General features: G+C 65.6%; 16 protein-coding genes. 7 read left to right on the forward strand and 9 right to left on the reverse strand.

Features of this window, described 5'->3' with window-relative positions:
• Nucleotides 1-62 precede the first annotated feature (62 nt).
• The 5 genes from IN820_RS01895 (at nt 63) to IN820_RS01915 (ending at nt 4,113) form a co-directional block, all read left to right on the forward strand.
• Complete coding sequence (locus tag IN820_RS01895; RefSeq protein WP_193679351.1) at nt 63-800, forward strand: SURF1 family protein; 738 nt, start codon at nt 63-65, stop codon at nt 798-800.
• Nucleotides 775-1,353, forward strand: coding sequence for a hypothetical protein (locus IN820_RS01900; protein WP_193679352.1), 579 nt, complete (start codon nt 775-777; stop codon nt 1,351-1,353). The genes IN820_RS01895 and IN820_RS01900 overlap by 26 nt, the downstream gene beginning before the upstream one ends.
• Nucleotides 1,354-1,477: 124 nt before the next feature.
• Nucleotides 1,478-2,542 (forward strand): COX15/CtaA family protein, encoded by a 1,065-nt coding sequence (locus IN820_RS01905; RefSeq protein ID WP_193679353.1) that lies wholly within the window; start codon nt 1,478-1,480, stop codon nt 2,540-2,542.
• 17 nt (nt 2,543-2,559) lie between these two features.
• The gene (gene cyoE, locus IN820_RS01910) at nt 2,560-3,459 is read left to right on the forward strand and encodes a heme o synthase (protein WP_193679354.1); all 900 of its coding nucleotides are present in this window, start codon (nt 2,560-2,562) and stop codon (nt 3,457-3,459) included.
• An 18-nt stretch (nt 3,460-3,477) separates the two neighbouring features.
• Nucleotides 3,478-4,113 (forward strand): SCO family protein, encoded by a 636-nt coding sequence (locus tag IN820_RS01915; RefSeq protein WP_193679355.1) that lies wholly within the window; start codon nt 3,478-3,480, stop codon nt 4,111-4,113.
• 161 nt (nt 4,114-4,274) lie between these two features.
• On the opposite strand, the gene IN820_RS01920 is transcribed toward IN820_RS01915, so the two are convergent.
• From IN820_RS01920 to IN820_RS01935, 4 genes are all read right to left on the reverse strand, one after another.
• A complete protein-coding gene (locus tag IN820_RS01920; protein ID WP_193679356.1) occupies nt 4,275-5,456 on the reverse strand; it encodes a PepSY-associated TM helix domain-containing protein in 1,182 nt (393 codons plus the stop codon).
• Nucleotides 5,457-5,526: 70 nt separating this feature from the next.
• Entirely contained in the window at nt 5,527-7,992 is a 2,466-nt protein-coding gene (locus IN820_RS01925) for a TonB-dependent siderophore receptor (RefSeq protein ID WP_193679357.1), read from the reverse strand.
• Between the two features lie 106 nt (nt 7,993-8,098).
• Complete coding sequence (locus IN820_RS01930) at nt 8,099-9,046, reverse strand: FecR domain-containing protein (protein WP_193679358.1); 948 nt, start codon at nt 9,044-9,046, stop codon at nt 8,099-8,101.
• Complete coding sequence (locus tag IN820_RS01935; RefSeq protein ID WP_193679359.1) at nt 9,046-9,561, reverse strand: sigma-70 family RNA polymerase sigma factor; 516 nt, start codon at nt 9,559-9,561, stop codon at nt 9,046-9,048. The genes IN820_RS01930 and IN820_RS01935 overlap by 1 nt, the downstream gene beginning before the upstream one ends.
• Nucleotides 9,562-9,700: 139 nt before the next feature.
• On the opposite strand from IN820_RS01935, the gene IN820_RS01940 reads away from it, so the two are divergent.
• Nucleotides 9,701-10,228, forward strand: coding sequence for a DUF3617 domain-containing protein (locus IN820_RS01940; protein ID WP_193679360.1), 528 nt, complete (start codon nt 9,701-9,703; stop codon nt 10,226-10,228).
• Nucleotides 10,229-10,281: 53 nt separating this feature from the next.
• Here the strand turns inward: IN820_RS01940 and IN820_RS01945 are convergent, their stop codons facing one another.
• Nucleotides 10,282-10,644, reverse strand: a complete 363-nt coding sequence (locus IN820_RS01945) for an NADH:ubiquinone oxidoreductase (protein WP_193679361.1) — start codon at nt 10,642-10,644, stop codon at nt 10,282-10,284.
• A gap of 73 nt (nt 10,645-10,717) precedes the next feature.
• Here IN820_RS01945 and IN820_RS01950 point away from each other — a divergent pair, with 73 nt between their 5' ends.
• Entirely contained in the window at nt 10,718-11,704 is a 987-nt protein-coding gene (locus IN820_RS01950) for a CobW family GTP-binding protein (protein ID WP_193679362.1), read from the forward strand.
• Between the two features lie 6 nt (nt 11,705-11,710).
• Here the strand turns inward: IN820_RS01950 and IN820_RS01955 are convergent, their stop codons facing one another.
• From IN820_RS01955 to IN820_RS01970, 4 genes are all read right to left on the reverse strand, one after another.
• Nucleotides 11,711-12,085: a DUF3301 domain-containing protein gene (locus IN820_RS01955; RefSeq protein WP_193679363.1), complete on the reverse strand. Its 375-nt coding sequence runs from the start codon at nt 12,083-12,085 to the stop codon at nt 11,711-11,713.
• Between the two features lie 71 nt (nt 12,086-12,156).
• Complete coding sequence (locus IN820_RS01960; RefSeq protein WP_193679364.1) at nt 12,157-12,564, reverse strand: SMI1/KNR4 family protein; 408 nt, start codon at nt 12,562-12,564, stop codon at nt 12,157-12,159.
• A 124-nt stretch (nt 12,565-12,688) separates the two neighbouring features.
• Nucleotides 12,689-14,524, reverse strand: coding sequence for a glutamine--fructose-6-phosphate transaminase (isomerizing) (glmS, locus tag IN820_RS01965; RefSeq protein WP_193679365.1), 1,836 nt, complete (start codon nt 14,522-14,524; stop codon nt 12,689-12,691).
• 2 nt (nt 14,525-14,526) lie between these two features.
• Nucleotides 14,527-15,309, reverse strand: coding sequence for a DeoR/GlpR family DNA-binding transcription regulator (locus IN820_RS01970; RefSeq protein WP_193679366.1), 783 nt, complete (start codon nt 15,307-15,309; stop codon nt 14,527-14,529).
• Between the last annotated feature and the right edge of the window lie 95 nt (nt 15,310-15,404).

A 15,404-nucleotide genomic window follows, 5' to 3' on the forward strand; every position in this document is an offset into this window, starting at 1 on the left:
CCACGACAGGGGTATTGGGGGTGGAGTATAGCCAGCCATATCGATATTCAGCGGTGCCGGTCATGAGCGGCTTCAGGCCGGGGCTGTTGCCTACCTTGCTGGTACTGGCCCTGCTGCCGGTGCTGCTCTGGCTGGGCGTCTGGCAGCTGGAGCGCAGCGAGCAGAAGCGCGACCTGCTGGCCCGCCAGGAAGCACGCCAGCAGGCCGCACCGCTGTCGCCCGAGCAGATCGAGACGGTCGCCGATCCGGCCTATGCCCGTGTCCACCTGCAGGGCAGCTTCGATGCCGCGCACAGCTTCCTGCTCGACAGCCGCACCCGCGACGGCCAGGTCGGCGTCGAGCTGCTGCAACCCTTCCATGACGACCCCAGCGGGCGCTGGGTGCTGGTCAACCGCGGCTGGATTCCCTGGCCGGACCGCCGCATCCCACCGGTCTTCGATACCCCGGCGCAACCCCTGAAGCTGGCCGCCTGGGTCTACGTGCCGCCGGGCAAACCTTTCGTCTTCAGCCACCGCATGGCCGAGGGCTGGCCGCGGCTGATCAACCACGTCGACATCGAGGCGCTGTGGACGCTGCTCGACCGCGCTGGGGTGGTCCACGAGTTGCGCCTGGAACCCGGGCCGAGCGCCTATCGCGCCGACTGGCCGGTCACCAGCATGAGCCCGTCGCAGCATCTGGGCTATGCCGTGCAGTGGTTCGCCCTGGCCGCGGCGCTGCTGGCGCTGTTCATCTATTTCGGCGTGCATCAGGCACGGGGGAAGCACAGTGGAAACGATGAATCCGATCCTTGCCGGCCATGAGCCGAAGCGCGGGCGTGGGCGACTGCAGCTGCTACTGATCATCGCCGTGGTGCTCGGGCCGATGCTGCTGGCCGCGGCGATGTACCGCTTCGGTTTCTGGGTGCCGGAAAGCCGCAGCTACGACGGCGTGCTGATCGCCAACGGCCAGGACCGCAGCGCCATCGGCGTGGGCACGTCGTCTGGCGCCCCCCGCTGGGAACTGCTGGTCACCGCCCCGCAAGGCTGCGACGAGCCATGCCGGCAACTGGTCTACCTGGCTCGCCAGATCAACATCGGCCTGGCCCGCGAAGCCGCCCGCGCCAGCCATGCACTGGCCAGCGCCGAAGCGCTCGAAGCGGACTACGAACAGCGCCTGCGGCGCGAATATCCGCAGTTGCAGCGCCATTCGCTCGACGCTGCGGTCTATTCACGCAACGCCGATGCGCCGGCGACGCCGCAGCTGTGGATCGTCGACCCGCACGGCAACCTGGTGCTGCGCTACGACGCCGGCGCCGACGGCAAGGCGATCCTCGACGACCTGAAATACCTACTGAAGATCTCGCAGATTGGATAAAAGCGGTAAAGACGATAAAGGCGCTGGAGGCTGGACGAGGAGGAGTCTGCCGCACAGATGATTGGCGAGACGGAGGTCTGATCGTCCAGCCTCCAGCCTTTAGCCCGAGTGGAACGAGGAACCTATGCAAGCATCACGCCCCGGATACCGCCTCGCCCTGATCGCCACCCTGCTGGCCGTGGTGGTGGTGCTACTCGGCGCCTATACCCGGCTGACCCACGCCGGCCTCGGCTGCCCGGACTGGCCGGGCTGCTACGGCTTTCTCGCCGTGCCGATGAGCGAGCACAAGCAGAGCCTCGCGGCCCTTCGCTTCCCCGAGACGCCACTGGAAGTGCACAAGGGCTGGAACGAGATGATTCACCGCTATTTCGCCGGTGCCCTGGGCCTGGTGATCCTCGCGCTGGCAGTGCAGGCCGTGCGCCGTCGCGAGCAGCCCGGGCAACCGCTGAAGCTGCCGCTGCTGCTGCTCGCCGTGGTGATCGCCCAGGCGGCTTTCGGCATGTGGACCGTGACCCTGCAGCTCTGGCCGCAGGTGGTCACCGCGCACCTGCTCGGCGGCTTCACCACCCTCAGCCTGCTGTTCCTGCTGTGCCTGCGACTGTCCGGCGCGATCGCCCCGCTGCCGGCGGTTTCCAGCCGTCTACGCGCCTTCGCCGGCGTCGCCCTGCTGCTGGTGATCGGCCAGATCGCCCTGGGCGGCTGGGTCAGCAGCAATTACGCCGCGGTGGCCTGTACCGACTTTCCCACCTGCCACGGGCAATGGTGGCCGCGGATGGATTTCGTCAACGCCTTCGACCTGACCCACCACGACATCGGCCCCAACTACCTCGGCGGGCTGCTCTATGGCGAGGCACGCACTGCGATCCACGTCACCCACCGACTCGGCGCTCTGAGCGTGACGCTGGCATCGCTGGTGCTCGCCGGGATGCTCTGGCGCCAGGGGCTGGGCCGCCTGGCCGCCCTGCTGCTGGCCGCATTGGCCATCCAGCTCGGGCTGGGCATCGGCAACGTGCTGCTCAACCTGCCGCTGGCGGTCGCGGTGGCCCACAACGGCGGCGGCGCCGCTCTGCTGCTGGTGCTGGTACTGGTCAATTATCGGCTGCGGCTGCCCGCCCGCGTCGCTCAGCGTGACGAGGTTCCGGCATCGATTTCGAACACGACGGGGCAGCTCGATCTGCCCCGCGCATGACCACAAGGAGAACCCCCATGGCGACTCTACTCAGCGAACGCGGCGCACAGGTCAGCTGGCGCGACTACCTGGAGCTGACCAAGCCGAAGGTGGTGCTGCTGATGCTCATCACCTCGCTGGTGGGCATGTTCCTCGCCACCCGTGCCGGCGTGCCGTGGACGGTGCTGCTGTTCGGCAACCTGGGCATCGCCCTGTGCGCCGGCGGTGCCGCGGCGGTCAACCATGTGGTGGACCGGCAGATCGATGCGGTGATGGCGCGCACCCGCAAGCGGCCGCTGGCCGAGGGGCGGGTTGCCCCCGCCGCCGCGCTGACCTTCGCCTTGGTCCTGGGCGCCGCCGGACTCGCCCTGCTGCTGACCTTCACCAATACGTTGGCGGCCTGGCTGACCCTGGCCTCGCTGATCGGCTATGCGGTGATCTACACCGGCTTTCTCAAGCGCGCCACGCCGCAGAACATCGTCATCGGCGGCCTCGCCGGGGCAGCCCCGCCGCTGCTCGGCTGGGTCGCGGTGACCGGCCAGGTCAGCGCCGAACCCCTGCTGCTGGTGCTGATCATCTTCGCCTGGACCCCGCCGCACTTCTGGGCGCTGGCGATCCACCGCAAGGAAGAATACGCCAAGGTGAACATTCCGATGCTGCCGGTGACCCACGGCGTGCACTACACCAAGGTGCATATCCTGCTTTACACCGCGGTGCTGCTGGCGGTCAGCTTCATGCCGTTCGCCATCCACATGAGCGGCCCGCTGTACCTCGCCGCGGCCGCCGTGCTGGGTGCGCGCTTCCTCTACTGGGCGATCGTGCTGTACCGGGACAGCCGGCCGCATGCGGCGATCAATACCTTCAAATACAGCATCTGGTACCTGTTCGCGCTGTTCATCGCGCTGCTGGTTGATCATTATCTGCTGCTCAATATCTGAGCCGCCAATAGGACCCCCATGACCCGCATCCAGAAAACCGTTTTCATCCTCGTCGCGCTGATTGCGCTGGTCATCGGGCTGACGGTTTCCAAGGTGTTGAACAGCGAGCGCCAGCTCGACCCCGCGCAACTGCTGGACGCCGGCATCGTGCTGCTGCCGCAGAGCCGCTCGGTCCCGGAACTGAGCCTGACCAACCAGGACGGCGAGCCGGTGGCGGTGGACGAACTCGAGGGCAAATGGACACTGCTGTTCTTCGGCTACACCTTCTGCCCGGATATCTGCCCCGCCACGCTGGCCGAGCTGCGCCAGCTCAAGGGCCTGCTGCCCGAGGACGTGCGCGACGAGATCCAGCCGATCCTGGTCAGCGTCGACCCGAACCGCGACACGCCGCAGCAATTGAAGCAATACCTGGGCTACTTCAAGGCCGGCTTCCAGGGCCTGACCGGCCCGCTGGACGACATCCAGCGCCTGGCCAACGGTGTCGGCATTCCCTTCATTCCCGGCGATACCAGCCGGGAAAACTACACCGTCGACCACAGCGGCAACCTGGTCCTCATCGGCCCGGACGGCCGCCAGCACGGCTTCATCCGCGCACCGTTGAGGGTGCAGAAACTCGCCGAACAGCTGCCGGCGCTGGTCAGCCGGGCGCAGTAGGCGCCACGCGCCGCGATTAAAGGCTGGCAGGACTGCCTGCTTGAGCTTGAAGCTTAAAAACATCGCCCCGAGGGCGGGTTTCCCACAAAGCAGCAGATACGCACCGAACCTGTAGCAGGCGCGCCCTTGCGGCGATGCCGGCCTCTGGCCTGCAGCAAGCTTCAACTCGCCTCTACCGCCACACTGCGCCGTGCCGTCGTCCGCCGCCGCGCGGAAAGCTTGCGCCACCAGATCACCACGCCGGTCAGCGACAGCACGGCGATCGCCACACCGAGCAGCGCGATCAGGATGCGCCCTGGCAGGCCGAGGATGCGCCCGCCATGGATCGCCGGCTGCAGCAGGTGGAACTGCTGGCCCAGCGTGCCCTGCCCGGGAATCTCCTGCCCCAGCAGGCGCCCATCGGTGCCATGAAAGAACAGCCAGGCGTTGCCCTGGTTGCTGTCGTGGTCGCCGAAGCCGGCGCCGTAGAAGTTGTATTCGAAGCTGTAGTACAGCTCGCCGATGGGCTCGGTCAGGCCGAGATCGGCCGCATGCTGCATGGCGTAGTCGTAGGCCTGGTGGAAATCGTAGGCCGTGCTGCCCAGCTGGTCGGCCGGCAGCCGTCCGCGGGCCTCGTAGACGCTCGGCTCCACCTTGGAGAACAGCGACACCACCGGCTTGAACACCTGCTCGGGCAGGTTCATCGCCACGCTGCTGACCGCCACGGGCGTGAGCAGCAGCCACAGCCACAACCCGCCGGCACGGTGCACGTCGTGGTTGAGGCGCTGGCGCTTGATCTTCCACGCCGTCCACCACTTGCCGAAGAACGGCCGCCCGCGCGGGAAGGTCAGCAGCAGCGAGACGAAGCAGTCGATCACCCAGGCGATCGCCACGATGCCCATCAACCAGAGCCCCCAGTTTCCGGGCAGCGACAGGTTGTAGTGGAACTCGAGCAGGAACGGCACGAAGTTCTTGCGCGAGAAGCAGCATTCGCCCCAATAGCGCGTTCCCACCGGCTCGCCGCTGACCGCATCGAGGTAGTGCACCACCGGCCGCTCTGCATAGGGTTTGCCGGTCTCCGGATCGTTGCGCGGCACCAGCGCCATCAACGCGGCGTGTCCCGGCTCGTCGGGGAACTCCATGTACCAGACCTGCATGCGCGGGTTGGCCTGCTCGACCCGCTCCACCAGCGTACCCGGCGCCAGCACCGGCCCCTCGCTGCGGGTGTGGTAGAACTCCGGATTCAGCCACTCGTCCAGCTCGTGATGAAAGGCCAGGATGCTGCCGGTAATGCCGGCGAGAAAGAGAAACAGCGCCGTGGCCAGGCCAATGTAGCGGTGCAGGAGAACGAGGATGGAACGCATTACCTATGCCCACCTTGAAAATGCAAAAGCCGCCGGCCCAAAGGCTGGCGGCCAGCTTTTTGTAATGTGATCAGAACTCGTAACTGACCGTCGCTGTGATGTTGCGCTCCTCACCGAGGTAGCAATAGTTCAGGCTGCTGCCACAGCCTGCTACGTACCTTTTGTCGGTGAGGTTATTGGCGTTCAACCGGACACCCACGCCGTCCAGCCCAACCCTGGCGAAGTCATAGCCGATGGAAGCATCGAATAGCGTGTAGGAGGGGATGCGCTGCGTATTCTCGGCATCGGCCCAGCTCTTGCCGACATAACGGATGCCCGCGCCAGTGCTCAGCCCTTCCAGGCTATCGCCGATGAAACGGTAGTCCGCCCAGATAGACGCCATGTGGCGCACCGACTGGGTCGGAGTATTACCTTTGTTATCCAGGGTATCGTCCACAGCGCTGAACACGGATTTCGAATATTCGATGTCGGTGAACGTATAGCTGCCCAGCAGACGCAGGCTGTCGGTCACCTGCAAACGCGCTTCAAGTTCCAGGCCCTGCGAACGTACGGCCCCGATAGGCCGGAAGAAATCTTCGTTAGGAAGCTTGGATGCCAGGTTTTCCTGCTCGATGTGAAACAGCGAAGCGGTATACAGATCGTCGGTACCCACCGGCTGGTACTTGACGCCCAGTTCCCATTGCGTGCCTTCGGTCGCCGCAAGCGGATCGCCATTAGCGTCGCTGGTCGAGTTCGGGTTGAACGACTCCGAATAACTGAGATATGGCGCTACTCCGTTATCGAACAGATACAGAACGCCGGCCCGGGTTGTCAGCTGGCTGGAATCCTTCCCCGATGGCGCGCTCACCCCCTCCGTCGCCACTTCGGTTTCAACCCAATCCTGTCGTACGCCCAGCGAAAAACGCCAACGGTCCAGTTCGATCAGGTCCTGCATATACAGGCCCGTCTGCTCCAGCCTACGGGTCTGGCCGAACGGACCACCGACCACCACCGGAGTACCATAGACCGGATCGAAAGCATCGAGATTGTCGACGGTTCCTCCGTAATAAGTCACTTTCGCCTTTGCGCGCTGATAGTCGACACCAGTAAGCAAGGTATGCCGGGCGGCTCCCGTGTCGAATTCGGCCTGCAGCATGTTATCGATGATCCACGAATGCAGACGCTCGTCCGCACCCGTATAGGCGCGCAGCAATTCCGAGGAATTGCCAGCCCAGCCCAGGCTATAGACCTGTTCGGATTCGACTTTCGAATCCAGGTAGCGGAAGTTCTGACGCATCGACCAGACACCGTCGAAACGATGCTCGAACTGGTAGCCGAGCATTTGCTGGGTACGTTCGAACTTTTCGTGACCAGGCTCGCCCTCGAAAAAACCGTCGGAGAGATAACGCCCGTTGCGGCGATACAGCGTGCCTTCTGCAGGCAGCCCCCCGTGATATCCACTTTCCGGATCATGCTGTAGATAGGCCTGCAGGGTCAGCGCAGTATCCTCGGAAAAAGCGATTCGCAGAGATGGCGCCAAGGCGTAGCGCTCCGATTCGACATGGTCGTACTGGGTATCGCCCTTGTCGGCCAGACCGACCAGACGGTAGGAAAGGTGTTTTTCTTCATCGAGCGGCCCGCCCAGATCGACGCCGATGCCCCTCTGATTGTTGCTGCCGACTGTCGCCTGAACCTGCCGGTAAGTTTCATCGGTTGGCTGCTTGGTGGTCATGGCCACCAGGCCACCAGGCAGGCTGCGACCATACAGAACCGATGACGGGCCCTTCAGCACATCGATACGCTCGAGCAGGTAGGGATCGATCTGCATGGTGCTGTAGGTACCGCTGTCACCCATCACCTTGAGGCCATCGAGGTACAGGTTATCCACCGAACCGTCACTGAACCCGCGCATGGCCACATAGTCGTAGCGGCTGGTAGCGCCATAGGGGCTACTCATCACGCCGGGGGTATAGCGCAAAGCCTGGGCCACCGTCAGCGAGCCCTGATCATTCATCTGCTGGCGGGTTACCACCGAAACGGTCTGCGGGGTTTCCAGCAATGGCATGCTGGTCTTGGTCGCCGCGCTGCTGTGGGTGGCGTTGTAGCCCTCCATCTCGCCCAGCGCGTTGCCCAGGGCGAAGCCCTCGACCGTCATTGGCTGCAGTTCCAGGGTGTCGCCCTGCTCCGCCTGCGGGGCCAGCGAATAGTTGCCCTGGCTGTCGCGCACCGCCTGCAGCCCGCTGCCCTGCAGCAGCGCCGCGAACCCTTCGTCGACCCCGTACGGCCCCTGCAGGCCGTTCGATTGCAGCCCTTGCAGCAGGCTGCCGTCGACCGACAGCAGCACCCCCGCTTCGCCGGCGAAGCGGCTCAGCGTGCTGGATAGCGGGCCGGCCGCAATGTCGTAGCTGCGCACCGCCTGCTGGCTCGCCGAATTCTCGGCGGCGCTTGTCAGCGCAGGCGCCAGCGCCCCCAGGGGCAGGCACAGCAGGGCGGTACGTATGGCGCCGGTCAGGGCGCGCGAACGGCTGGGAAGGGACGGCGAGCAGGTCGAACGCATGATGAATCCTTTTCCATGTTGGCGGGGCTTATGCGGCTATGCCCAGCCGGAACGGAAAAGGGGAACTGCGGATACGAATATTTTTTATTCGCAGTCTCTGCCGGCCCTACACTGCCGGTTCGAGTCTGACCCACCAGGCCATGCGCCGCTGGATACGCACCGGCAACGTGGCCGCCAGCGCCTCCAGCACCCGTTCGGTATCGCTCAGCGGGAAGGCACCCACCACGCGCAGATCGGCGATACGCGGGTCGCAGCCGAGATAGCCGTGACGATAGCGCGACAGCTCGGCGAGAAAATCGGCCAGCCGCTGGTTATCGGCCAGCAGCACGCCGGTCGACCAGGCCTGTCGCTCTGCCCGCACCGGTTCGAGCGGGCCGATGCGGCCGGCGCTGAAGCCGGCCTGCTGCCCAGCGGCAACGCTGGTGACGCCCAGGCCCGCAAGCTGGATCTCCACCGCACCGGCGAACACGCTGAGCTGGGTCCGGCCGTCGCCCTGGCGCACCGAGAAGCGCGCCGACCGTTCGCTGCGCAAACGTCCCTCGCGGCTGTTCAGCAGCAGCGGTGGAACGCTTTGCCCGCCAACGGCATCGATCAGCAGCTCGCCCCGGTAGAGCGACAGCTGCCGTGCATGTCGATCGAACGCAATATCCACCGCACTGCCGGTATTCAGCCACAGCCGCGAACCGTCGGACAGCCGCAGATCACGCACTTCGCCGACCGCGGTACGCTGGTTCGCGGTCCACTCGCGCCAGGGCGCGGAACCGGTCGCCAGCGTCAGCCCGGCACCGCCGCAGACCAGGCCAAGCAGTTTCAGCGCCTGGCGTCGGCTCGTGCGCTGCTGCTGGAGCAGGCCGCCCGCGGTACGCCCGACGGGATCGGCCGACAGCGGCAGCAACTGGCCGCTGATGCGCTCCACCCTGGCCCAGGCCCGGGCATGCTCGGGACGTTCGATCCATTGCGACCAGGCCTGGCGCTCGGCTGCGCTCACCGCGCCGGATTGCAGCACGGCGAACCATTGCGCAGCCTCCTGCAGCACGCGGTGATCGATGCCCATCAGTCCTCCCCCACCAGCGTCAGGCAATGCAACATGGCCTGCGCCATGTACTTCTTCACCATCCGTTCGGAGACGCCCAGCTCGACGGCTATCGCCGCATAGGTCATGCCCTGCAACTGCGACATGAGGAAAGCACGGCGCACCTTCGTCGGCAAGCGCGCCAGCAGCGCATCGACCTGCAGCAGCGTTTCGACGATCAGCGCCTGGGCTTCGGGCGACGGTGCCAGCGGTTCGGGCTGTAGCGCCAGGGCATCCAGGTAGGCCTGCTCGATCTGTCGACGGCGCCAGTGATTGAGCAACAAGCCCTTGGCGATGGTATGCAGATAAGCCCTGGGCTCACGAATGGCGGCCATGTCCTCGTCCTTGGCCAGCACCCGCACGAAGGTGTCCTGGGCCAGGTCCGCGGCCTTCTGGTTGCAGCCTAGGTGGCGCCGCAGCCAGCCATTGAGCCAGCCGTGGTGATCGACATAGAGCCGGTGCAGCAGTTGCTGCCGAACCATACCTTCGGTTGCCATGCGGCCTCCCATGAATGCTGCGAAGGTGGATGCTAACGCTTCTCAACAACATAAATCCACGATCAATCATCGCCGCTGTCGGGCGGACTTTTGCGCAGCCTCAGCTAGGCTTTCAGAACACCGGATCTGGAGTACGACCATGCCCCGTCTGTCCCTGCTGGCCGCCTCGACGGCCTTGTCGATGTTCCTTCTACCGGCCCAGGCCCAGCCGATCCTGCCCGGCCTCTGGGAATTCCGTAGCGGCGACATCCAGATGGATGGCCAGCAGATGCCGGGCACGGACGAGATGCTGGCGCAGATGCAGAATTTGCCGGCCGATCAGCGCAGGGTCATGGAGGAAATGCTCGCGGCGCAGGGCGTGCAGCTGGGTGGCAAGGGCGTGCGGATCTGCCTCAGCGAGGAACAGGTGGCTTCGGGCGATCTGCCGTTTCAGGACGACCCGGCCTGCAGCCAGGAAATCACCGAGCGCAGCGACAGCCTGTGGAAATTCCGCTTCGCATGCCCCGGCGCCCGCGGCCAGGGGGAAACCCGCTTCATCAGCTCGCGGGAGTTCGTCAGCACCATCGAGAGCGAGTACCGGCAAGGCGTCGAAACCGGCACCTCGCGCATGGAATCCCATGCGCACTGGGTGGGCGAGGATTGCGGAACGCTCGAGCCGGCGCGCTAGCGGCCCGTTCGCTCAGGTTCCACGTGAAACCCCCATGAATGCTGGGCCGTGGCTTACTCGCCGTCCCAGACGCCCTCGCTGGCCTGCTCGCAGGCGGGCCGGAGAAAGCGGGCATCGCTGGCGATACCGTAATAGTGGATGTCCTGCCGATAGGGCATGTTGGAAACGCGGGCGTCGCGGCAGATGCCGAAGGCGCCTTGCGGGCAGTGCTCGACGAACTCCACCTCGATCTGCTGGCCCTCGAGCTGTGGCTGGCAGAAGCCGTTGCGGAACAGCTCCGCGGGAATGCTGCGATTCGCCTGGCAGAGCGTCACCGCCACTCGACCGTCGCGACTGTGGATGACACAGGCCTCGGCCAGCGCCTCGCCGGACACGGCGCTTCCCAGCAACACCGTCAGCAACAAAGATAGTCGCACGAGCCACCCCCCTTCAGAATCGCGGGCGACTTTAGCACGAGCGGGCATCCGCCTCTTCCAGCCGCACCGCAAAATGCGCACCATGACGACCATGCTCGAACACATCCCCACCCATCTCATCGGCGGCCCCCTCGGCGCCGGCAAGACCAGCCTGATCCGCCAGTTGCTGGCGCAGAAACCGGCGGCCGAACGCTGGGCGGTGCTGGTCAACGAATTCGGCCAGATCGGCCTGGATGCCGCGCTGCTGAGCAGAGGCGCCGAAGGCGTCAGCCTGGCGGAAGTCGCCGGCGGCTGCCTGTGCTGCGTCAACGGCGTGCCCTTCCAGGTCGGCCTGACTCGCCTGCTGCGCCAGGCCCGCCCGGATCGCCTGCTGATCGAACCGTCCGGGCTCGGACACCCGGCCGAGTTGCTGCGCCAGCTTGGCCAGGCGCCCTGGCAGCAGGTACTGGCGCTTCAGCCGAGCGTGCTGGTGCTGGATGCGCAGGCGCTGAGCCAGGGCGCGGCGCTGCCCGAAAGCCAGCAACAGGCCCTGGCCGGTGCCGGGCTGCTGCTGATGAACAAGAGCGAGGCGCTGGACGCGCCGGCGCGCGCGCGGCTGGCCAGTCAGTTGCCCGATCGGCCGCTGTACTGGACCCACCAGGGCCGGCTGCCCCTGCAACGGCTTCCGGGCATCCAGGCCTGCGCTCGCGAGGCGCCACAGCCGTCCGCCCTGCCCCAGGCGGCGGCGCCGCTGCCGCAACTCTGGCGCGATCCGAAGCGGCCCATCTGCCAGTGCCGGGCAGGCGACGACGGCTGGAGCATCGGCTGGCGCTGGCACCCGAGCCAGCGCTTCGATCTGCAGCGAGTCGCGCAGTGGCTGGCGCAATGGCCATGGCGCCGCGCCAAGCTGGTCCTGCACGGCGGAAATGGCTGGCAGTCGGCCAATGCGCTGGAGGGTCATGGACTCGTGTTCAGGCCCAGCGAATGGCGCCGGGATTCGCGGATCGAGCTGATCTTCGCCGAGGTCCAACCGCAGGCCGCGCTGGAACAGGGCTTGGTCGCCTGCCGTTTGCCAGAATGAAGCCACTCAGTCGCGCGAGCGGCGCCATTCGTCCAGCTGGATGACCCGCCCCGGCTCCGCGGCGGGCTGGAACGGATGCGCGGCCATCTCGATGCGGCCGACGTGTGCGCCGAACATGACGATGCTACCGGGATGGCGCTGCTCGCCGGTGACGGTGAATTCGAAGCCATAGATGCGAGCCAGCCGGCGCCGACCACGGGCATCCGGCAACAGCGTCAGGCGCCGGAAGGCGACGGCCCCATCGAGCAGCTCGACATCCATTTTCTTGCAATGCCGACGCACGGCCAGCAAGGCACGCTCGCGAATGCCATGGGAATGCCAGAACCAGGCGCCCACGGCGGTCGCCAACATGAACAGGAATAGGTTGCCCAGGGTCAGCATAGGGAGTCAGGTCGTCGGCAAGGGGCGTACAGCTTAGCGCTTTTCATATCGCGAAGCGGCTCGGTCCGTTCTCAGCTTTCCAGCCAGACGTCCCGCGCCCAGTGCCAGACCGTTTCCCAGGTTTCTTCGGTCAGCTCGCCGTCATCGCCGTCCCAGAGGGTGACCTGGCCCTCCAGATCGACCACGTAATAGTCGCGGCCCTCCTGGCAGACCGGGATCAGGTCGCGCGGCACGCCGGCATCCCAGGCGTTTGCCGCCACCTCGGGCAGGTAGGTGTGCGATTGCGGGTCGGTGGCAGTGACCGGCTCAAGACGGCCGTAGACCACGTCGCTGACCTGCAGCAGGAACTCGCGCAGGCCGAACGGCAGGTTGATCAGCAGCTGTTCCTCGATCTCCACCAGCAGATCGTCGTCCGGCAGTTCCAGCGGCACCGGCACCGGCTCGTTGAGTTCGCGCAGCTGTTCGATGACCTCTTCCATACCGCCTCCTGTTCGTTCGCCCCCTCGGAAAGGCCCGTTATACAGCCCCCTGGTTTGGCGAGCCAGCGGTGCATGAACCGATCGATCGTGCGCGGATCAGACAAAGCTCACCCAGGCTGCGCGATCACTCCACGGTCACCGATTTGGCCAGGTTGCGCGGCTGGTCCACATCGGTGCCGCGCAGCACCGCGACGTAGTAGGACAGCAGCTGCAGCGGCAGGGTGTAGAGGATCGGCGCCAAGGCATCATGGATGTGCGGCATGTTCACCAGGAAGGTGCCCTCGCCGTTCTCGATGCCAGCTTCACGGTCGGCGAAGACGATCAGTTCGCCGCCGCGCGCGCGCACTTCCTGCAGGTTGGACTTGAGCTTCTCCACCAGTTCGTTGTTCGGCGCCACGGTGACCACCGGCATGTCGGCATCCACCAGCGCCAGCGGGCCGTGCTTGAGTTCGCCGGCCGGATAGGCCTCGGCGTGGATATAGGAGATTTCCTTGAGCTTGAGCGCGCCTTCCATCGCCACCGGATACTGGGCGCCGCGCCCGAGGAACAGCGTGTGGTGTTTCTCGGCGAAGTGCTCGGCGATCTTCTCCACGGTGGTATCCATCGCCAGCGCTTCTCCCAGGCGGATCGGCAGGCGACGCAGCTCCTCGACCAGCTCGGCTTCCTTGACGGCGTCGAGGCTGCCGCGCACCTGGCCCAGGGCCAGGGTCAGCAGCATCAGCCCGACCAGCTGGGTGGTGAAGGCCTTGGTCGACGCCACGCCGATCTCCGGCCCGGCCTGGGTCAGCAGGCACAGGTCCGACTCGCGCACCAGCGAGCTGATGCCGACGTTGCAGATCGCCAGGCTGGCCAGGTAGCCCAGCGCTTTGGCATTGCGCAGCGCGGCCAATGTATCGGCGGTCTCGCCGGACTGGGAAATGGTGACGAACAGGCTGTCCGGCTGCACCACCACCTTGCGGTAACGGAACTCGCTGGCCACTTCCACCTGACAGGGAATCCCGGCCAGTTCCTCCAGCCAGTACCGCGCGACCATGCCGGCGTGGTAGCTGGTGCCGCAGGCGACGATCTGCACGTTGCGCACCCTGGCGAACAGCTCGGCCGCCTGCGGACCGAAGGCCTGCACCAGCACCTGGCGATCGCCGAGGCGTCCTTCCAGGGTGCGCTGCACGACCTTGGGCTGCTCGTGGATTTCCTTGAGCATGAAGTGGCGGTATTCGCCCTTGTCCGCCGCTTCGGCGCCTTCGTGGTACTGCACCGCCTCGCGCTGTACCGGCTGGCCGTCGACATCCCAGATCTGCACGCTGTCGCGACGGATCTCGGCGATGTCGCCCTCCTCCAGGTACATGAAGCGGTCGGTGACCTGACGCAGCGCCAACTGGTCGGAGGCCAGGAAATTCTCGCCCAGCCCCAGTCCGATCACCAGCGGGCTGCCGCTGCGCGCGGCGAGCAGGCGATCCGGCTGCTTGGCGCTGATTACCGCCAGGCCATAGGCGCCGTGCAATTCCTTGACCGTGGCCTTGAGCGCGACGGTCAGGTCGCCGAACTCGTCGAGCTTGTGCTGCAGCAGGTGCACGATGACTTCGGTATCGGTATCGGAGACGAAGGCGTAGCCGAGCTGCTTGAGCTGCGCCCGTAGCGCCTCGTGGTTCTCGATGATGCCGTTGTGCACCACCGCCAGGTCGTCGCCGGAGAAATGCGGATGCGCATTGCGTTCGCAGGGCGCGCCATGGGTGGCCCAGCGGGTATGGGCGATTCCCAGGCGACCGGACAGTTGCGCCTGCGCCTGGGCCTGTTCCAGTTCCGCCACCTTGCCGGAACGGCGCAGGCGCTGCAGCTCGCCGGCGACATTCAGCACGGCGATCCCGGCGCTGTCATAGCCCCGGTATTCCAGGCGCTTGAGGCCTTCGAGAAGGATCGCGGTGATGTTGCGTTCGGCGACGGCGCCAACGATGCCACACATGGTCAGTTCTCCAGCTTGTTTTCGATGGCCGCGCAGATCAGTTTGACGCCACGGGCCTGGATGCTTGTACGCGCCTCATCGGCGAGGCGCTCATCGGTGATCAGGGTATGGATGCTGCTCCAGGGCAGCTCGAGGTTGGGGATGCGCCGGCCGATCTTGTCGCTCTCGACCATCACGATCACCTCGCGGGCCACTTCGGCCATCACCCGCGACAGCCCCAACAACTCGTTGAATGTCGTAGTGCCGCGTTCGAGGTCGATGCCATCGGCGCCGATGAACAACTGATCGAAATCGTAGGAGCGCAGCACCAGTTCGGCGACCTGCCCCTGGAAGGATTCCGAATGCGGGTCCCAGGTGCCGCCGGTCATCAGCAGCACGGGTTCGTGTTCGATATCGCGCAGGGCATTGGCCACATTCAGCGAATTGGTCATCACCACCAGGCCCGGCGTATGGCCCAGCTCGGGAATCATCGCCGCGGTGGTGGTGCCGCTGTCGATGATGATGCGCGCATGCTCGCGAATACGCGCCACCCCGGCCCGGGCGATGGCCTGCTTGTAGCGCGAAACCGGCTGGCCGCTGTCGACCATCAACTCCTGGGGCAAGGGCACCGCGCCGCCATACCGGCGCAGCAGCAGGCCGTTCTTCTCCAGCGCGGCGAGGTCCTTGCGGATGGTCACCTCGGAGGTGGCGAAACGCTTGGCCAACGCCTCCACACTCACCTCTCCCAGCTCGGCGAGCAGGGAAAGAATGGTATGGCGGCGTTGCGGCGTGTTGCGTTTCGACATGCCTAAGTTTCGATTCGAAAGATAATGTCGCGAATCAAAACATATGCGCCTGCAAGCTGCAAGCTGCAAGCTGCAAGCTGCAAGCTGCAAGCTGC

Origin of the sequence: Pseudomonas lopnurensis (genome assembly GCF_015070855.1) — a bacterium.
GTDB lineage: Bacteria > Pseudomonadota > Gammaproteobacteria > Pseudomonadales > Pseudomonadaceae > Stutzerimonas > Stutzerimonas lopnurensis.

Coding starts and splice junctions, on each gene's coding strand:
- IN820_RS01970 (WP_193679366.1), bottom strand. CDS start 15,309: ATGTCGAAACGCAACACGCCGCAACGCCGCCATACCATTCTTTCCCTG.
- IN820_RS01950 (WP_193679362.1), top strand. CDS start 10,718: ATGCGCACCATGACGACCATGCTCGAACACATCCCCACCCATCTCATC.
- IN820_RS01955 (WP_193679363.1), bottom strand. CDS start 12,085: ATGCTGACCCTGGGCAACCTATTCCTGTTCATGTTGGCGACCGCCGTG.
- IN820_RS01935 (WP_193679359.1), bottom strand. CDS start 9,561: ATGGCAACCGAAGGTATGGTTCGGCAGCAACTGCTGCACCGGCTCTAT.
- IN820_RS01960 (WP_193679364.1), bottom strand. CDS start 12,564: ATGGAAGAGGTCATCGAACAGCTGCGCGAACTCAACGAGCCGGTGCCG.
- IN820_RS01900 (WP_193679352.1), top strand. CDS start 775: ATGAATCCGATCCTTGCCGGCCATGAGCCGAAGCGCGGGCGTGGGCGA.
- IN820_RS01930 (WP_193679358.1), bottom strand. CDS start 9,046: ATGGGCATCGATCACCGCGTGCTGCAGGAGGCTGCGCAATGGTTCGCC.
- IN820_RS01925 (WP_193679357.1), bottom strand. CDS start 7,992: ATGCGTTCGACCTGCTCGCCGTCCCTTCCCAGCCGTTCGCGCGCCCTG.
- IN820_RS01905 (WP_193679353.1), top strand. CDS start 1,478: ATGCAAGCATCACGCCCCGGATACCGCCTCGCCCTGATCGCCACCCTG.
- IN820_RS01920 (WP_193679356.1), bottom strand. CDS start 5,456: ATGCGTTCCATCCTCGTTCTCCTGCACCGCTACATTGGCCTGGCCACG.
- IN820_RS01895 (WP_193679351.1), top strand. CDS start 63: ATGAGCGGCTTCAGGCCGGGGCTGTTGCCTACCTTGCTGGTACTGGCC.
- IN820_RS01940 (WP_193679360.1), top strand. CDS start 9,701: ATGCCCCGTCTGTCCCTGCTGGCCGCCTCGACGGCCTTGTCGATGTTC.
- cyoE (WP_193679354.1), top strand. CDS start 2,560: ATGGCGACTCTACTCAGCGAACGCGGCGCACAGGTCAGCTGGCGCGAC.
- IN820_RS01915 (WP_193679355.1), top strand. CDS start 3,478: ATGACCCGCATCCAGAAAACCGTTTTCATCCTCGTCGCGCTGATTGCG.
- glmS (WP_193679365.1), bottom strand. CDS start 14,524: ATGTGTGGCATCGTTGGCGCCGTCGCCGAACGCAACATCACCGCGATC.